This is a genomic window from Capnocytophaga periodontitidis (assembly GCF_016126015.1).
GTDB lineage: Bacteria > Bacteroidota > Bacteroidia > Flavobacteriales > Flavobacteriaceae > Capnocytophaga > Capnocytophaga periodontitidis.
On sequence record NZ_JAEFDB010000004.1, the window covers coordinates 180,767 to 196,076 of the forward strand.

At 40.9% G+C, this 15,310-nt stretch carries 12 protein-coding genes; 5 read left to right on the forward strand and 7 right to left on the reverse strand.

What is annotated here, in order from left to right:
- Positions 1–3 precede the first annotated feature (3 nt).
- A complete protein-coding gene (locus I7X29_RS08600; protein WP_198474050.1) occupies positions 4–675 on the forward strand; it encodes a DUF4271 domain-containing protein in 672 nt (223 codons plus the stop codon).
- A gap of 22 nt (positions 676–697) precedes the next feature.
- Positions 698–1,447, forward strand: coding sequence for a uroporphyrinogen-III synthase (locus tag I7X29_RS08605; RefSeq protein WP_198474052.1), 750 nt, complete (start codon positions 698–700; stop codon positions 1,445–1,447).
- Positions 1,448–1,496: 49 nt separating this feature from the next.
- Here the strand turns inward: I7X29_RS08605 and I7X29_RS08610 are convergent, their stop codons facing one another.
- A complete protein-coding gene (locus I7X29_RS08610) occupies positions 1,497–2,447 on the reverse strand; it encodes a hypothetical protein (RefSeq protein WP_198474054.1) in 951 nt (316 codons plus the stop codon).
- Between the two features lie 165 nt (positions 2,448–2,612).
- Between I7X29_RS08610 and I7X29_RS08615 the strand changes: the two genes are divergently transcribed.
- Entirely contained in the window at positions 2,613–3,422 is an 810-nt protein-coding gene (locus I7X29_RS08615) for a lipocalin-like domain-containing protein (protein ID WP_198474056.1), read from the forward strand.
- Positions 3,423–3,521: 99 nt separating this feature from the next.
- On the opposite strand, the gene I7X29_RS08620 is transcribed toward I7X29_RS08615, so the two are convergent.
- The 6 genes from I7X29_RS08620 to I7X29_RS08645 all read right to left on the reverse strand — a co-directional run bounded on the left by I7X29_RS08620 (position 3,522) and on the right by I7X29_RS08645 (position 12,787).
- A complete protein-coding gene (locus I7X29_RS08620) occupies positions 3,522–4,757 on the reverse strand; it encodes a hypothetical protein (RefSeq protein WP_198474058.1) in 1,236 nt (411 codons plus the stop codon).
- 86 nt (positions 4,758–4,843) lie between these two features.
- Positions 4,844–6,067: a hypothetical protein gene (locus I7X29_RS08625; RefSeq protein ID WP_198474060.1), complete on the reverse strand. Its 1,224-nt coding sequence runs from the start codon at positions 6,065–6,067 to the stop codon at positions 4,844–4,846.
- A 31-nt stretch (positions 6,068–6,098) separates the two neighbouring features.
- Complete coding sequence (locus I7X29_RS08630) at positions 6,099–7,820, reverse strand: ABC transporter ATP-binding protein (RefSeq protein WP_198474062.1); 1,722 nt, start codon at positions 7,818–7,820, stop codon at positions 6,099–6,101.
- Between the two features lie 22 nt (positions 7,821–7,842).
- The gene (locus I7X29_RS08635; RefSeq protein WP_198474064.1) at positions 7,843–9,576 is read right to left on the reverse strand and encodes an ABC transporter ATP-binding protein; all 1,734 of its coding nucleotides are present in this window, start codon (positions 9,574–9,576) and stop codon (positions 7,843–7,845) included.
- A gap of 76 nt (positions 9,577–9,652) precedes the next feature.
- Complete coding sequence (locus I7X29_RS08640; RefSeq protein WP_198474065.1) at positions 9,653–10,459, reverse strand: class I SAM-dependent methyltransferase; 807 nt, start codon at positions 10,457–10,459, stop codon at positions 9,653–9,655.
- Between the two features lie 3 nt (positions 10,460–10,462).
- Positions 10,463–12,787 carry a TonB-dependent receptor gene (locus I7X29_RS08645; RefSeq protein ID WP_198474066.1) on the reverse strand — a complete coding sequence of 775 codons (2,325 nt, stop codon included), beginning with the start codon at positions 12,785–12,787 and terminating at the stop codon, positions 10,463–10,465.
- 213 nt (positions 12,788–13,000) lie between these two features.
- Between I7X29_RS08645 and I7X29_RS08650 the strand changes: the two genes are divergently transcribed.
- Together I7X29_RS08650 and I7X29_RS08655 are read left to right on the forward strand one after the other, a co-directional pair.
- Positions 13,001–13,963 carry a helix-turn-helix domain-containing protein gene (locus I7X29_RS08650; protein ID WP_225883704.1) on the forward strand — a complete coding sequence of 321 codons (963 nt, stop codon included), beginning with the start codon at positions 13,001–13,003 and terminating at the stop codon, positions 13,961–13,963.
- 45 nt (positions 13,964–14,008) lie between these two features.
- The gene (locus I7X29_RS08655) at positions 14,009–15,310 is read left to right on the forward strand and encodes a Fic family protein (protein ID WP_198474067.1); all 1,302 of its coding nucleotides are present in this window, start codon (positions 14,009–14,011) and stop codon (positions 15,308–15,310) included.

Below are 15,310 nucleotides of genomic sequence, written 5' to 3' on the forward strand. Positions count from 1 at the left end.
ATTTTGGACGCACTGCTCATACATCGCACCTATCTCACTTGGATATTCCCTGCCTTCCTGCTCATTTTTGGGTTGGTAGCCTTCCTGCGCGTGTTCTATCCTAAACATTTTACCGACTATCAACGATTGTTGTTCAACAATAAGTACATTATTATCTATGGCAAAAAGGAACGCAAACTTCATCTCTTTACGGTAGTACTCTACCTCACACAATGTTTGTGTTTAGCGCTTTTTGTATACGTATGCCTGAAACACTATGGAATAACAACACTTTATGCCGAGAAGTTTATGTTCTTAGAAATAGTGCTTTTCATATTTGTATTCCTTATTGTAAAACTCCTCCTTCAGCGGTGGATAAGTAGTCTTTTCGATCTTTCCGATTTTAGTAGAGACTACATTTTTAGCAGGGTAGCCTACTCGTCGTATGCTGCAATTGTGATGGTAATCGTCCTTTTTTTTGGTGTTTATCTACCTTTTACAAGCGAAAAACACTTGTTTTTACTTCTTTTAGTATTGTTGATGATACTACTGATTATCAATATATTAAGTTGGCTTAAAATCATAAAATCCAATCAAAAAGAAATAAAACCGTACTTATTCTATTTTATTTTGTATCTTTGCACCCTTGAAATAGCACCCTATATCTTTCTCGTTTACGGAACAAGGTATTTTTAGGAAGTGTGAAGAAATAACATTTATGAAGGTAAAATCGATATTAGTTTCGCAACCAGAACCAAAGGCTGAGAACTCTCCGTATGCACAAATCATGCAAAACCACAATGTGAAAGTAGATTTTGTGCCTTTTATCAAAGTAGAAGGGATGACCGCTAAGGACATTAGAATGCAGAAGATTGACCTTACTAATTTTACAGCCGTTATTCTCACCAGCCGGAAATCAGTAGACCATTATTTTCGCATAGCTGAAGAAATGCGCTTTAAAGTGCCTATTACAATGAAGTACTTTTGCCAATCGGAAGCCATCGCTTACTACCTGCAAAAGTACATCACCTATCGCAAGCGCAAAATATATGTAGGTAAAAAAGAGTTCGCCGATCTTTTGCCTATCCTCAAAAAATACAAAGATGAGAAATTTCTCTTCCCAGGCTCGGATGTACCCAAACCAGAGGCTTTTGCAGCCTTAGACGAAATCAAAATCAAATGGGAACGCGTGGTGTTTTACCGCACAGTATACTGTGATATTTCGGCACTGAAAGAAAATAAGTACGATATACTCACTTTCTTTTCACCTGCAGGTATAGAAGCCCTTTTTAAGAGTTTCCCCGATTTCTCACAAAAGAAAACTAAAATAGCCGTTTATGGCGATGCAACCCTTAAAGCTGCTGAAGAAGCAGGCCTTATCATCGATATCAAAGCGCCTTCACCCGAAAGCCCCTCGATGACCGTTGCCCTCGACCATTATTTAGGCAAACAAAATAGTAAAAAATAAAAAAAGACTGCTTTTTAGCAGTCTTTTTGTTTTATTTGTAACTATGCACTTAGTATTCATATACTATTGTTGATTCTTTTTCTGCCTCATTATCATTTTTAGTGTACACTTTAGCACTGATAGGATAGCCCGATGCATTGTAGTTGTACTCAGAGCGAACAGTAGTTACTTTAGTCTTACCATTATCATTTATGGTAGTGGTCATTTTAGTGATATTGTTCTTTGCTTTTTCACTAAATACTTCAGGGTATAGGGCTAACATACTAACAAAATGTTGTAAAGGATTGTTTTTAGTGTCGTAAGTGCTTTCTACTACGTAATGCAAACGACCATCGGAATCTTTATTATCTGTTTTTACAACATTGCCGTTGGAAAGTGTATAGGTAATAGTGTTAGCTTCGTAGACAGTTCTACTTATCACAGCCCCTTGAGCATCTATTTCAAAACCTTTATTGTGTTGTACTATGGTATTACCTCCATTACTATAAGTGAAAGTCTCTTCATAACAATCTATTCTGGTGTGGGGTACCCCATTTATACTTCCTTTTATGTAGGTTTTTTGAAATATTTTGGTGAGTTGTTTGCCTGTATAGCTGTATTCGTAAAACTCTTTAGACCTGTGACTATCAGTAAATATTTTTTCGTATGTAACGAGGTTTCCCTGATCGTCATAGCTGTATTTATCGGTTTTATCATCAACTCCCCCCTCAGAGCCTATAGTTACAGCTTTAATGATACGATTATGGCTATCATAGTAGAAAGTACTTACCTCGGGAGTACCATTTTGGGTGCCGTTTTTGCTATATTTTTGATGGGTTATGGCAGTGAGTCTTCCGTTTTCTACTGTATATAAAGCTACTGAGCTGTTTCCTTCAGCATCTCTTGTGGTCATTTTGCGGAGGATATTACTTTCTTGGGGATTTTCTTTTTTATTGTCGTCGTTTTTGCTACAACTTACTAAAGCAATACCTGCTATTAGGCTTATAAAAAATTTCTTCATTATTGAGTGATAATTAAGTTAGGGTACAAAAGTAAGAATAATTTATCAATTAGGCAAATGGATGATTTGTTCATTTGTAAGTTATAAATTATTTATTCACTCTTGATTGGTATTGTTGTTTTTTTTTTACTATCTTTGCGCTTTAAACAAAAAAAAATAAACACAATGAGAAAAATTTTATTAGGTGCTTTTATAGCACTTGCAACAATGGTTTCGTCTTGTGGTAGCAAGGACGATGATAGCACTAACGACCCCCAAGCACTTATTGGAGCGTGGCAATTAGAATCGATATCAGTTAATGGAAAAGAAATACCATTACCTGCCTGTGATGCCAAAGAGGTGCGAATATACAATGGCACACAGCAACAAACGTATGATTTTGATACCGATAATACTGGTAACTGTACATTTGAAAAAAATACTCCTACTAACTATACTGTATCGGGTAACACACTAAAAAAAGGAGAAGATATCTATACTTTTTCTATTAGCGGGAATAAACTTACCTTGAAATATAGAGATAAAAACAATAATGAAGGGGTAGCTGTATTTAGAAAACTTACTCAAAGTGAATTGGAGGAAATTAATAAAATGGAATATAAACCTTCTCAAAACAATCCTTTGGTAGGGTATTGGCAAATAGTGTCTAAAACAGTGAATGGAGTAGCAACTACCTTAGATGAATGTACCCAACGCTCGATGTTGGTTTTTGGTCGCGACAAACTTCGTGAGTATAACTTTGCTTATAACAATCAGCAATGTAGTTATGGAAATGTAGAAGCTAAGGCATATACCTTATTAGGGAATAATAGTTTTATGATAAATGACGGAAAAGAGAGGGCAATGCCTACTTTTGAAATAACTAACGACCAACTTACTATTACTACTAATACTTTGGAGAATTGGCAGAATAGAAAAACTGTAGAAGTTTATAAGAGAATTACAGAAGCAGCTTTTCAAGCGAATATTAAATAATAAAGCAATTGCTGGCAATCCTTGAAAGAGGAGGCATAAAAATGCTTGTTTATAAAAGAAGAGCCCGTTAGTAACTTCGCTAACGGGCTCTTCTTTCATTTAAAATGCGTGAAAAAAGGCAGGGTTGCCAGTAGTAGAGAGGATTTGCTCTACAGTTTCGGTAGCTGGGTTGAAATCGAAGAGTCCGCGTTTATCAGTGCCAAAAGCACCAAATAGCACTCTGTTTTTCAGTTTGGTGATGAGAATACTATGTCCGTCAGTAAGCGGAACGCCCCTTATCTGGCTGATAGATTTGTTGTTGAGATTTATAAGTACTGCCATAGCGTTTTTAGCAGTATAGGGGTTTGCGCCACCGAGTTCCACGATACCCACATAAGCTACAGCTTTACCATTGCCTATATATTGGCAGTTATACACGCTGGCAGGCTTGTAGGTAGTGCCTGCAATAGTGGTAGTGGAGATGTCCCACGATTTGCTGCTATCAAACTCGGTACTGCCTTTGGGAATACAGAGGAAACCGCATTTGGTATTGTCCTTAGAATATCCAAAATAGCCTGCGGTAGCCATATAAATATCACCTGCTTCATTGGTGAAGAGCATTCCCTTGCATTGCGCCATTGGGCGGGTAGGGAAGGTGAGTTTGGTAGTGGTTTCGGAGACTACTTTTTCTACTACATCAGTTTGAGGGTTGATGATAGCCACATCACACTGTTGGTAGTCGGCGTAAGGTTGCCAACCTGCTCCTGGGTTGATTTGGTTGAGACATAGATAGTATTTGCCATCGCGGAGGATACCCATAGCAGGCTCAGGACTGCTGTCGCCGTGAGCGTATTGGGCGAGATTGATTTCTCCTGTTTTTTGCATTGTTTGTGGGTTGATAATCCACACAACGCCTTGGGTATACATAGGCACGTAGGCTTTAATAGCGCTTACTTTCTCAAGGTGACCTACCATTGAGTTAGAAATTCCTGCAAGAGTAGCTCCTTTAGTAAGTTTTTGAGTAGCAGGGTCATAAGTATATTGAGTGATACCACCTACGCCTTTCATAGTGTCGAAAAGGTACACATCATTGCCTTCTACTTGTACCGAAGAACCAAACTCTATTTGTTCAGCTTTAGAGTTATCAACAGCGATACCTCCTGCCATTTTATGGATGATTTGAAGGTAAGAACTACCACTCATCCCATCGGGATTTTTCACCGAGGTTTCTAATAAGAAATTACCGTTGTACTCTACCGTGCTGGGAGGTACAGGAGCTGGTTTAGTGTTGTCATCTTTTTTGCAAGACACACTAAGCAGTGCAAGACTGCAGAAAGTTAAGATTACTTTTTTCATTGTAGTTTATTTTTTTGATTAATTTTCGATTTTTGCAACGCTATAAAGCCTGTGCGGCTCGCATCAAATTGGCTGTGCGGCTCGCACTAAAATGCGTAGAAGAAGTCTGCACCCCCTTCTGTATTCAGCACTTGCTTGCTAATACCGGTAGCAGGGTTGTAGCTAAACAAACCTCTTTTGTCTGTACCCGATACACCAAAAATCACTTCGTTGTTGTTTCTACCGATAAACACACTATGGCTATCGGTATAAGGGATACCGTCAATCTTCTTGATAGTTTTAGCATTGAGGTCTATCAATACGGCAATACCATTCTTATCGGTGAAAGGGTCTTTTACATTCAGTTCAGCAGCGCCTACAAAACCTACCGCTTTGCCATTACCTAAGTATTCCACACTATAGATAGTCGCAGGTTTATAGGTAGTACCCTCAATAGTAGTGTTGGATATATCCCAACTCTTACTGCTGTCAAACTCCGTAGCCGATATAGTAGCACTTTTAGGAATGCATACTAATCCTGAATGTTTATTGGCAGGATTAAAACCAAAATAACCTGCACACATTATGTATATATCTTTGTTTTCAGTAGTGAAAATACAAGTTTTATACGAGGGTTGAGAAGGCATAGCCAAGTGAGTAGTGGTTTCTGATATTACCTTTTCTACCTTATCAGTTTGTACATTGATGATGAGTACATCACTTTGGAGATGGTCGGCATAAGGAGCATAGTCAGGTCCTAATTGCAATAGGGGTAGGTAGAAATACCCATCGCGTATTATTCCGTAGCCTGCATCCGGACTGCTGTCGCTGTGGGCGTACCTTTGAATGTCTATTTCACCTGTTTTCTGCATTGTTTGTGGGTTGATAATCAATACCTTTGGTACGTTGTATAAAGGCAAATAGGCTTTGGTATCGCTCACCTTTATCAAGTTGCAGGGCATAGAGTGTGCAGGGGTATCGAATTTTTTACTTTCGGTAAGTTTTTGGGTAGTAGGGTTGTAAATAAATTTTCTCACACCATAACTACCATCAATAGCATCTAATGAATATACCTCATTGCCATATATCATTACACTCGACATATAGGGTACTTGTATAGCTTGTTTGTTGTTTAAAGCAGTAGTGGTATTGAGGTCATTAGTAAGTTGTAAGTAAGAACTACCACTTTTACCGTCGGGGTTTTTAAAGGTAGTTTTCACCAAATACTTTCCACTGCCTTCATTAGAAGGAGTAGGGGTAGGGGTGTCGTCTTTTTTGCAAGACACAATGAGCAGAGCGAGGCTGCTGAGGGTTAAGATTACTTTTTTCATTGTAATGTATATTTATAGGTTAATTTATTAGTTAGATATTCCATTCTTTAGCTCTGTTGTGGGCGTTCCACATTCGTTGGTAGAGTTCACTACTTTGCAAGAGCTCGTTATGAGTACCTATGGCGTTGATTTCACCTTTTTCAAAAACGATAATCTGGTCGGCAGTGGTGATGGTGGAAAGGCGGTGAGCGATAACAAGCACGGTTTTTCCCTTGATAAGCTCACTAAATGCCTGTTGTATTTTGTATTCGTTCTCGGGGTCGGCAAAGGCGGTGGCTTCGTCTAAAACGAGAATAGGAGCATTTTTCAAGATAGCACGTGCCAACTGAAAACGCTGTTGTTCACCTCCGCTGAGGTGTACACCTTGTTGCCCGAAAAGAGTGTCGTAGCCCTTGGGAAAGCTCATAATAAAGTCGTGTATTTGAGCGGCTTGGGCAGCAGCAATCACTTCTTCTTTGGTTTTGTTCATCCCCATACGGATATTCTCGTACATTGTTTGAGCAAACATAAAGCTGTCTTGAAATACAAAAGAGACCATCTGCATCAGCTTTTCAGTAGATAACTGACGAATATCTACCCCACCAATGCTGATGTTTCCTTCTTGTACATCCCAAAAACGCGACAACAATTGCCCCACCGTGCTCTTGCCAGCACCTGAAGGACCTACCAAAGCAGTAATAGAGCCTTCTTTGGCAATAAAGTTGATGTCGTTGAGTACGTAATGTTCGCCGTCGTAGGCAAACGATACTTTATCGAAATGAATATCGTAATGAGAGGGCTCTTGTGGAGTGTGTGTTTCGGGTAGGACGGGAGCTTCGAGTATTTTGTCTATTTGCTGTACGCCTTGCTCGATGAGTTGTAGTTGCATTGCCATATTGCTCATCGCAAACACGGGGCGCATATAACCCGTGCCCAGAATTAGGAAAAAGAGCAGGGTGGCGAGGGTGAGCCCATTGTGAAAATAGAGGTATAAACCCAATGCTAAAACGGGCAACATCGCATTGCTGGCAAAGCTCATAAAGATAGCAAAAGGGGGTGAACTATGGCGTATCCAGTCGCTTACAAAACGATGAAAGGTGAGCACTTTTTTGCCGTACTTATCAAAAGTTTCAGCTGATTGCTGGAAGATTTTCATCACCGGCATAGCGCGTACATATTCCACAATGCCTGCACTCATCTCTTCGAGTGAATGGTGGTATTTTTGGGTGAGATTTTGGTTTTTACTGCCAAACATCAGGGGCATTATCACCACCAATACGAGTAGCGGCAAACAGCTGATGAGTGCTAACCGCCAGTCTTCACTAAACAGATAGCCCAAGGTGAGCAGAGGCAAGGCAACGGCTTTTACAAAATCGGGGATTTGGTGAGCTACAAAGGTTTCGATACGTTCTACATCGTCTGAAATTATTTTCTTGAAAGCTCCCGAATTGCGGTGTGAAAGATAACCCATAGGCAAGATACCTACTTTCTCAGTAATAGTTTTGCGCAAGCCATAGAGAATATTGAAAGCGGCGATATGCGAGAGAATACCCGAAAGCAAAAAGGCTACCATACTCACTATTACCATCACTATAGCATATACCACATACTGTTGGATAGTGGTGAAATTAGGTTGTGATTGGGTGAGTTCTTTAATAATGTAAAACACTAAGGCATAAGGTACAAGGCTCAGCACGCTGTGTATGACGGCTAAGGTGCAAGAGGCTAAGAGTAAAGTCTTGCGTTGTCCTGCTATTTGGAGTAATCGTTTCATAATAAGCTAATTTTCATATTTGCTAATTTGGCAATTTCCATCCTCCAGATTGCTGTTGGAGTGTCCAAAGGCGCTGGTAAATACCTTTTTGTGCTAAGAGTTCGCTATGCGTACCAGCTTCGGAGATTTTGCCATTTTCTAACACGAGTATCTTATCAGCATTTTTGATAGTGGATAGCTTGTGGGCAATCACCACCACGGTTTTATCTTTTACAAGCTCTTGAATAGCCTGCTGAATAAATATTTCGTTTTCGGGGTCGAGGCTGGCGGTGGCTTCGTCTAATAAGATGATGGGCGCGTTTTTCAGCAAAGCACGAGCAATACTGATGCGTTGTTTCTCACCTCCTGAGAGTCGGTTGCCCCCTTCACCGACGGCGGTGTGCATTCCTTGAGGCAGTTCCCACGCAAACGACAGTACTTGGGCACGCTCGGCAGCGGCTATAACCTCAGCTTCGGTAGCGTGTGGATTGCCTATTTTGATGTTGTTGTAAATAGTATCATCAAAGAGGTATACCTCTTGAAAAACCTCGCTGATAAGTCCGTAGAAACGTTCTTGCGGAATATGGCGTATATCTACTCCTCCGATGGTGATACTGCCTTTGGTTACATCCCAAAAGCGGGCGATGAGTGAGGCAATAGTGGTTTTACCCGAACCTGAATGCCCTACCAAAGCTACCATATTGTGCTCAGGCACTGTGAAATTCAGCTGACTGAGAGTCGTTTTATCCGGTAGATAAGCGAAACTCACATCGTGGAAAGTAATATCGAAATGGGTAGGGAACTCGTTTTTATCAGTTTCCATAGTAGGTTCTTGCAATACTTCAATCACCCTACTGAGGCTCTCGTTCATATAGCGAATCATCAAATAGTCCACCAATACTACTTTGATAGGACTATAGAGATTATACCCCAAAATGAGGAATACCATTAGTATAGGTACAGTAATCTCTCCGTGTGTGAGGTAGTACAAGCCCAAGGCGAGCATCAGTATAAAAGCAATTTCGAGCACTATAAACGAAAGTGTAACCGTAGGACCTGGGATGGCCTCTAAACGGATACTCTTTTGGCGGAGGTCGGCGTAGGCTTTTTCGAGAGTGCTATAATTGTCGCCCGTAAGTCCATAGGATTTTAAATGTCGGATACCTTGTACATATTCTAAGAACTTAGCCGACACCTCGTTGCGGGCTTTCACTTGTGCTCTGCTCAACCCCCATTTATCGACGATAAAAGTGCCGAGCTTTAAAAAAGGAATGATAAGCGGTAAGGCAGCTAATAAACAGAGGGTGAGTCGCCAATCGCAATAAAACAAGAAGCTCGATAGCATTACGGTACCAAAAAGGGCAGCCGCCAGATTGCCAAAACTGTGACTAAAAATATGTTCGAACGAGGCAACATCTTGCATAATTACTGAGCCAATCTCTCCAGGGTCACGCTTTTTGAAGAAACCCAAAGAGAGCTTTTGCAAGTGATTGCCCAACTTTATACGCAATTCTTTAGCGATGTCGTATACGTAGAGATTAGAAGAGACCAAAGTGCGCGAGGCAACAAAGAACTGCAAACAGAGCAAGAGGCACATCAGCCCTACCATCAACCAGATGAGAGAAGTGTTAGGTTGTTCTTTGAAAAGTTCCCATACAATAATGAGCAAAATACCCGACGGTGCTGTGATAAAACCGCTGTGCACAATTTCCCACAACACACTTTTGAGAATCTGCTTAGGATGAAAAGTTGTAATATATTTGAGATTTTGTATCATAGTTTTGTTAGTCTTTAGTCTAAGCGCTTTGACGATAAAGTTTGCAACGCACCAAATTGCCTGTACGGCTCGTACCTCATTGGCAAATTGACAAATTAACTACCCTCTGGTTGAATCGTTTATAAAAATAAGGAATTTTATAAAGCATTCTGAATATAAAAGGATAACGACCTTGGTCATACTCACTCATATAGTATTCTTTAGCCAAATGGATTTTGGGATGCCAACTTTCCATCGTAGCACTTTCTTTTTCACTCCACTTAAATTCAGGACGCTGGTCTTTGTCCATCGCGCCGAGTGTATCGTGTTTTTTGGCGTGCCCCACTAAGGCGTAGGCGAGCATATCAAACAAAAAGGTAGCTTCGTCTATTTCATCACAGAGGTCAATCATAAAATCTTTTACTTCTCTCTGGCTGAAATACATCAGCACTCCCTCCACGATAATGAGCAAGGGTTTGTGATGTGCTTTTACAATAGGTATCCATTCTCTATCAAAAAGTGACATTTCCAAAAAACTCCTCTGTTCCGTCTCTTCAAAAAACTGACGGCGTAATTGCATCACTTCGGGTAGGTCGAGGTCGTACCAATGGGTAACTTCGGGGCAACCCAAACGCTCATAGCGGGCATCGAGTCCTGCACCGAGTTGTATGACTACCGCATTGGGGTGAGCGGTGATAAATTTGCGTGTCTCTTCATCAATCAGGCTCGCGCGCACGCATACCCCTGCTTGAGAGAATTTAGCTTTCTTAAACTTGCTGAAATCATAGTCTATTTTGCTAATAATCTCAGCAGCTTTTTCATCGCGCAACAAAGGATTGCGCTGTTGGTTTTCAGTTGCTTTTGCCCATAGGGTTATGAGCATTGTTTCAGGGATTTTATTCATAATCTAAAATATCATTCTAATCTTCACTCCTCCGTTGATACCAGGGAGTGGACGGTTAAATTCCGACAAGGTCTTTTCGTTCGTTACATTGCGCAATTTGCCCGATATAAAGAGTTTGTTATTCAAAAAGCTGTGTTCAAAGCCTATGTCAATAGTGGTGCTTCGTGGGATGCGGCGTTTTTGTAATTGGGTCAATTCAAAATCATAGAAATATTCTTCTACAAAAGCCACATCGGCAAAAAGTCGGGTGTTCTGACCGCTACCTCCAAAGAGATTTTCGCGGTGAAATTCCATTCCGGCGTTTGCCATTAGGTAAGGGATGTTAGGCATACGCTTGTTTTTAGTGGGGTTGGGCACGGTACTGGCGGGCTCGTAGTCGCGGGTGTCGCGCAAGTCTTGGTAAGTAGTATTCACGTAGGCATAGAGTGAGGGGAGTACATCGGCTTTAGCTTCAAACTCTACCCCAAGGGTGCGCATCTCGCCAAAATTCTGATATTGTGCGCCTATAAGTCCGGCGGTGTAGCGTATCATATCCTGCAAATACATATAGAAGAAGTTCATTTCTATTTGTGCATTGGTAGGGTGTTTGCCCGTGAGGTCGAACAATAAACCGAGGTTTGCACTAGCATTGCGTTCGGGTAGGAGGTCGGCACTGGGCACTACACCGATACCGTCGCCCAAAAGCTCACTTTCTGAGGGGATACGCACTTCATAACCTGCTGAGAGTTTTCCCATTAGCGAAGGCAAAAAGCGGTAGCGCAAAGCGTTGTTTACCCCCCAATTGTTCTTTTCTAAATCAACATCGTACTTACCAGGCACAAATAATGGTGCCATTTGAGTGTGCATAGTGTATTGGTAGTAGCGTACAGTAAGCGAGTTGAGAAATATATCGTTAAGTGACCGCAAGTCGTAAGTAAGTCCGCTCACCCAGCTGTGCATACGCGAATCGAAATTTACTTGTTTGCCTAAACTGAGAGTTTTGAGTTCATCCTTTGGCGTTCCTTTGGCTATAGAAAATACACTGTTGAAGTTGAACGAATGACGCTCATTGATGATATACTCCAAGTTGGTTTTATTGATAAACGATAGTTTTTGGTCATCGGAATCTGAAGGGAAGTTGTAGCCTACCTCGCCTCCGTAACGCGATGGGGTAGGGTAGGAGGTGCCGTCCCATTCATAGCGGCGGGTAGCTTTATCGATAAAGTTCATTTTGGTGAGTACCAATCCGTTGAACATATCAAAGTTGAGTCCTTCGGTAAGGAAATTGTCTTTCTTGAGTTTGTTAGCCAAGCCCGCCATAAGGCTCTCACTATATGCCTCGCGAATATCGTACTCTATACCTTGTACTTCTTTGTAAGTCTTCACCACTACGGGCTCTAACTCCACCTCGTCAAACCACCATTTTTTAGCTTTAAAGCTCCCTCCAACGATGTATTTGTGGTATTTATCGTGGTTGCGGGTGATACGCAAACCCTCGCGATAGGGCGAATCGAAAGTATAGTTATTATCGGAAGTGGTATAGCCCCCACCGATACCAAAAACGAGTCCGCGTGCTTTCAGGTTGCGTTTGAAGACCCCTTGCGCCTTGTGAGTGTTGAAGCTCTCGTAACCATAGCTGAGGTCGGCATATTTATCGGGGTATTCGCGAATTACAATATTGATAGCCCCACCCAAAGACGACCCTCCAAAGCGAGCAGGAACAACGCCTTTGTAAATCTCGATGCGGTCTATCATATCAATAGGAATATCGTTAATATCTAAATAATCGGTTTGTTCGCTCATTGGCAATTCATCGATAAAAAAGCCAATGCGCTTGCCTTCCAAGCCGCGTACCGAAATGCGCGAACTGCTTCCCACACCTCCAGAGGTGCGCAAGGTTACCCCCACGGTTTTGGCGAGAATGTCCTGCACATTGCTCACTGTGCCTCGCATATTGCTCATATCAATCACCGTTACAGGCATACTCTCTTCTTTCTTTTGGTGAGCGATGCTCTTGCCCGAAACGGTTACCCCGCTTATTTCCTCGGCTTGCTCTTTAAGGCCGATATCCAAGCGCTCTTGCCCTTTTAGATAGATTTTTTTGCTAAACGTTTGGTAACCGAGATAGCTACCTATAATAGTGTAATTGCCTTCGGGGATGCCTTTTAGATGATAGTTACCTTGTGCATCGGCATTAGTGCCTTTCTTCAATTCTTTGAGGTAGATATCGGCGCCTATAAGTGGTTTTTGGGTGGCTTTATCGGTAATTTTACCCGAAAGTTCAGCAGTATTTTGAGCCCATAAAAAGGAAGTAGTGAGCAGTAATAAAAGAAAAGTTTTGTATAACATAAATATTGGTTTTTATCCATTAAATCACTAACTATCAACTTCTAATCCTTATTTTTCTATCCCCTATCCCCTAAATCCTAACCCCTAAAATTTGGTAGTTTGCGATATATTATTTACTTTTGTTCTAAACAAATGAATTTCAGAGGCAAAAGTACAGTAAAAAAGAAGTACAATTGTTTAATATCCTTAGCAAAGTTTTATATCTGAATAGCTATGATAAATGAAGTAACATTACCGTTGGTAACCAATGAAGAAGAAATACTTACTTATTACGAAGGGGTAAGCGAGCAAATAGCTCATTTTCAGTTAGAACAACAAACCTTAGGGCATTATACTTATCATCGTTGGCAAGCGCAAGTAAAACAAGAGGCTACTTTCGAAGGGCGTATGGACATCCCTTCTTTGCGCCTGTATTTTGTAACCCAAACCCACAAAGACATTCAGATAGAGGTAGATAAATCTATTTCCACTGCCAAGGCAGGAACGCACAATATCTTTTTCGGACGTGAAGAATGCACAGGCAAAGACTTTTTGCATAAAGGCGATACTATAGAGGTCATTACCTTAGCCATTAGTGCCGAGCAGTTTGCGCAGATGGCTACTCAGTACCCCGAAACCTTTATGAGTTGGTACGAGCGTTATGAGCGTGGGGGTAATTTTATCCTCTCTCCCGACCACTCTCTGCCTACCACCTTTGCGATACAAACAGCACTTTGTCAGTTGCAACACGCAACCCTCTTGGGCAAGGCTGCCGGCCCCTATACCGACCTGAAAGTGCAGGAACTTCTCCTTTTACAACTCCAACAATACGAGCAACAACAGTCGCAACCTCACCAATATTGTAAAACCCCAACCGATATACAGAAGATGTACGAAGTGCGCGATCTCCTTACAGCTCAGTTAAACACTACACCCACTATAACTGAGTTAGCGCGTGCTGTAGGTACTAATGAAAAGAAATTATGCTACGGTTTTAAAGAAGTATTTGGCACTACTGTTTTCGGCTATTTATACGATTATAAAATGGAGTTAGCACAGCAACTACTTCTCCACAGTGATAAGAACATCAGTGAGATAGCATTTGCTTGTGGCTATGAGTATGTATCGCATTTCTCTACTGCCTTTAAGAAGAAATTCGGCAGAAGCCCGAAGCAAAAATTGCGTGATTTATCATAAATCACGCAATTTTTGCTATCTTTGCCCTCTAAACACATAAAACCAATGATAGAAAGCCCTCCTCCTTTTGTCCCTCAATCGGCTCTTTTTTCCCTTATAAAACCTCTGTTAGAAGAGGGTATCTTGCAGAAAATACAAGATGAATATCTGTATTGGTCAGAACTTAAATATAAAAAAACTAAAAGTGCGACCCCTGAACAATTGTGGCAGGCTGTAAAACTTTACCGCTTGCTAAACCAGCGTACATTGCAATTTGGCAATTACCATTTTAGCTATGTACTCACCGATTATATCCAGCAAGCTCTCCATAACTTTGATATGCACATTGGGGGTACCCTCACCAGCAATATGGAGATTGCCGAGGTAGATACACATAAATTTATGGTGAGTTCTATTATGGAAGAGTCAATAGCCAGTAGCCAAATAGAGGGCGCTAATACCACGCGTAAAAAGGCTAAAGAGATGATTCAAAAAGGGATAAAGCCTAAAAGCAAATCGGAGCAGATGATTGTGAATAACTACCATACGATGCAGTACATTGTGCAACATAAGGACGAACCGCTTTCAGCTGAAAACTTGTTGCATATCCACCAACTCATCGCTCATAAGACCCTCGATTTACCTGAAGAAGAAGGCGCTTTTCGCACCCATAATAATATTTATGTAGTTGATTTTACTAATAGCGAAGTAGTGCACACCCCTCCTGATGCTCGTGAAATACCACAGCTTATCAAGGAACTTTGCTCTTTTTTCAATAATAATAGTACTCCTTTTATTCACCCTCTGGTCAAAGCCTGTGTACTGCACTTTATGATAGGTTTTATTCACCCTTTCACCGATGGCAATGGGCGTACTGCTCGCGCTGTATTTTATTGGTATATGCTCAAATCGGGCTATTGGCTTACTGAATATCTCTCCATCTCACGTATTATAAAAGAAACAAAAAAGCAATACGAAAAAGCCTACCTACATACTGAAGCTGATGACAACGACCTCAGCTATTTCATCACTTACCAATTGAGGGCTATGGAAAAAGCTTTTGAAGCCTTAAAAACTTATATTAAAAGAAAGCAAAAAGAGATATTTCAAGCTTCACAATTTATGAAAATTCCTGGAGTAAACGATCGTATGGCGCAAATTATCAAAATCATTTACGATGATCCTGATCGTGTGCTTTCTATCAAAGAAATTGAAAATCGCTTTCTCATCTCGAACTACACAGCTCGCACTGATCTTAAACAATTGGTAGATATGGGATTTTTAGAAGTTATTCCCGTTAATAAGAAGAAACAGAGTTATATCAAATCACCTTTGTTTTTCAGTCTTTTAGAAACTAAAATTGCGTGA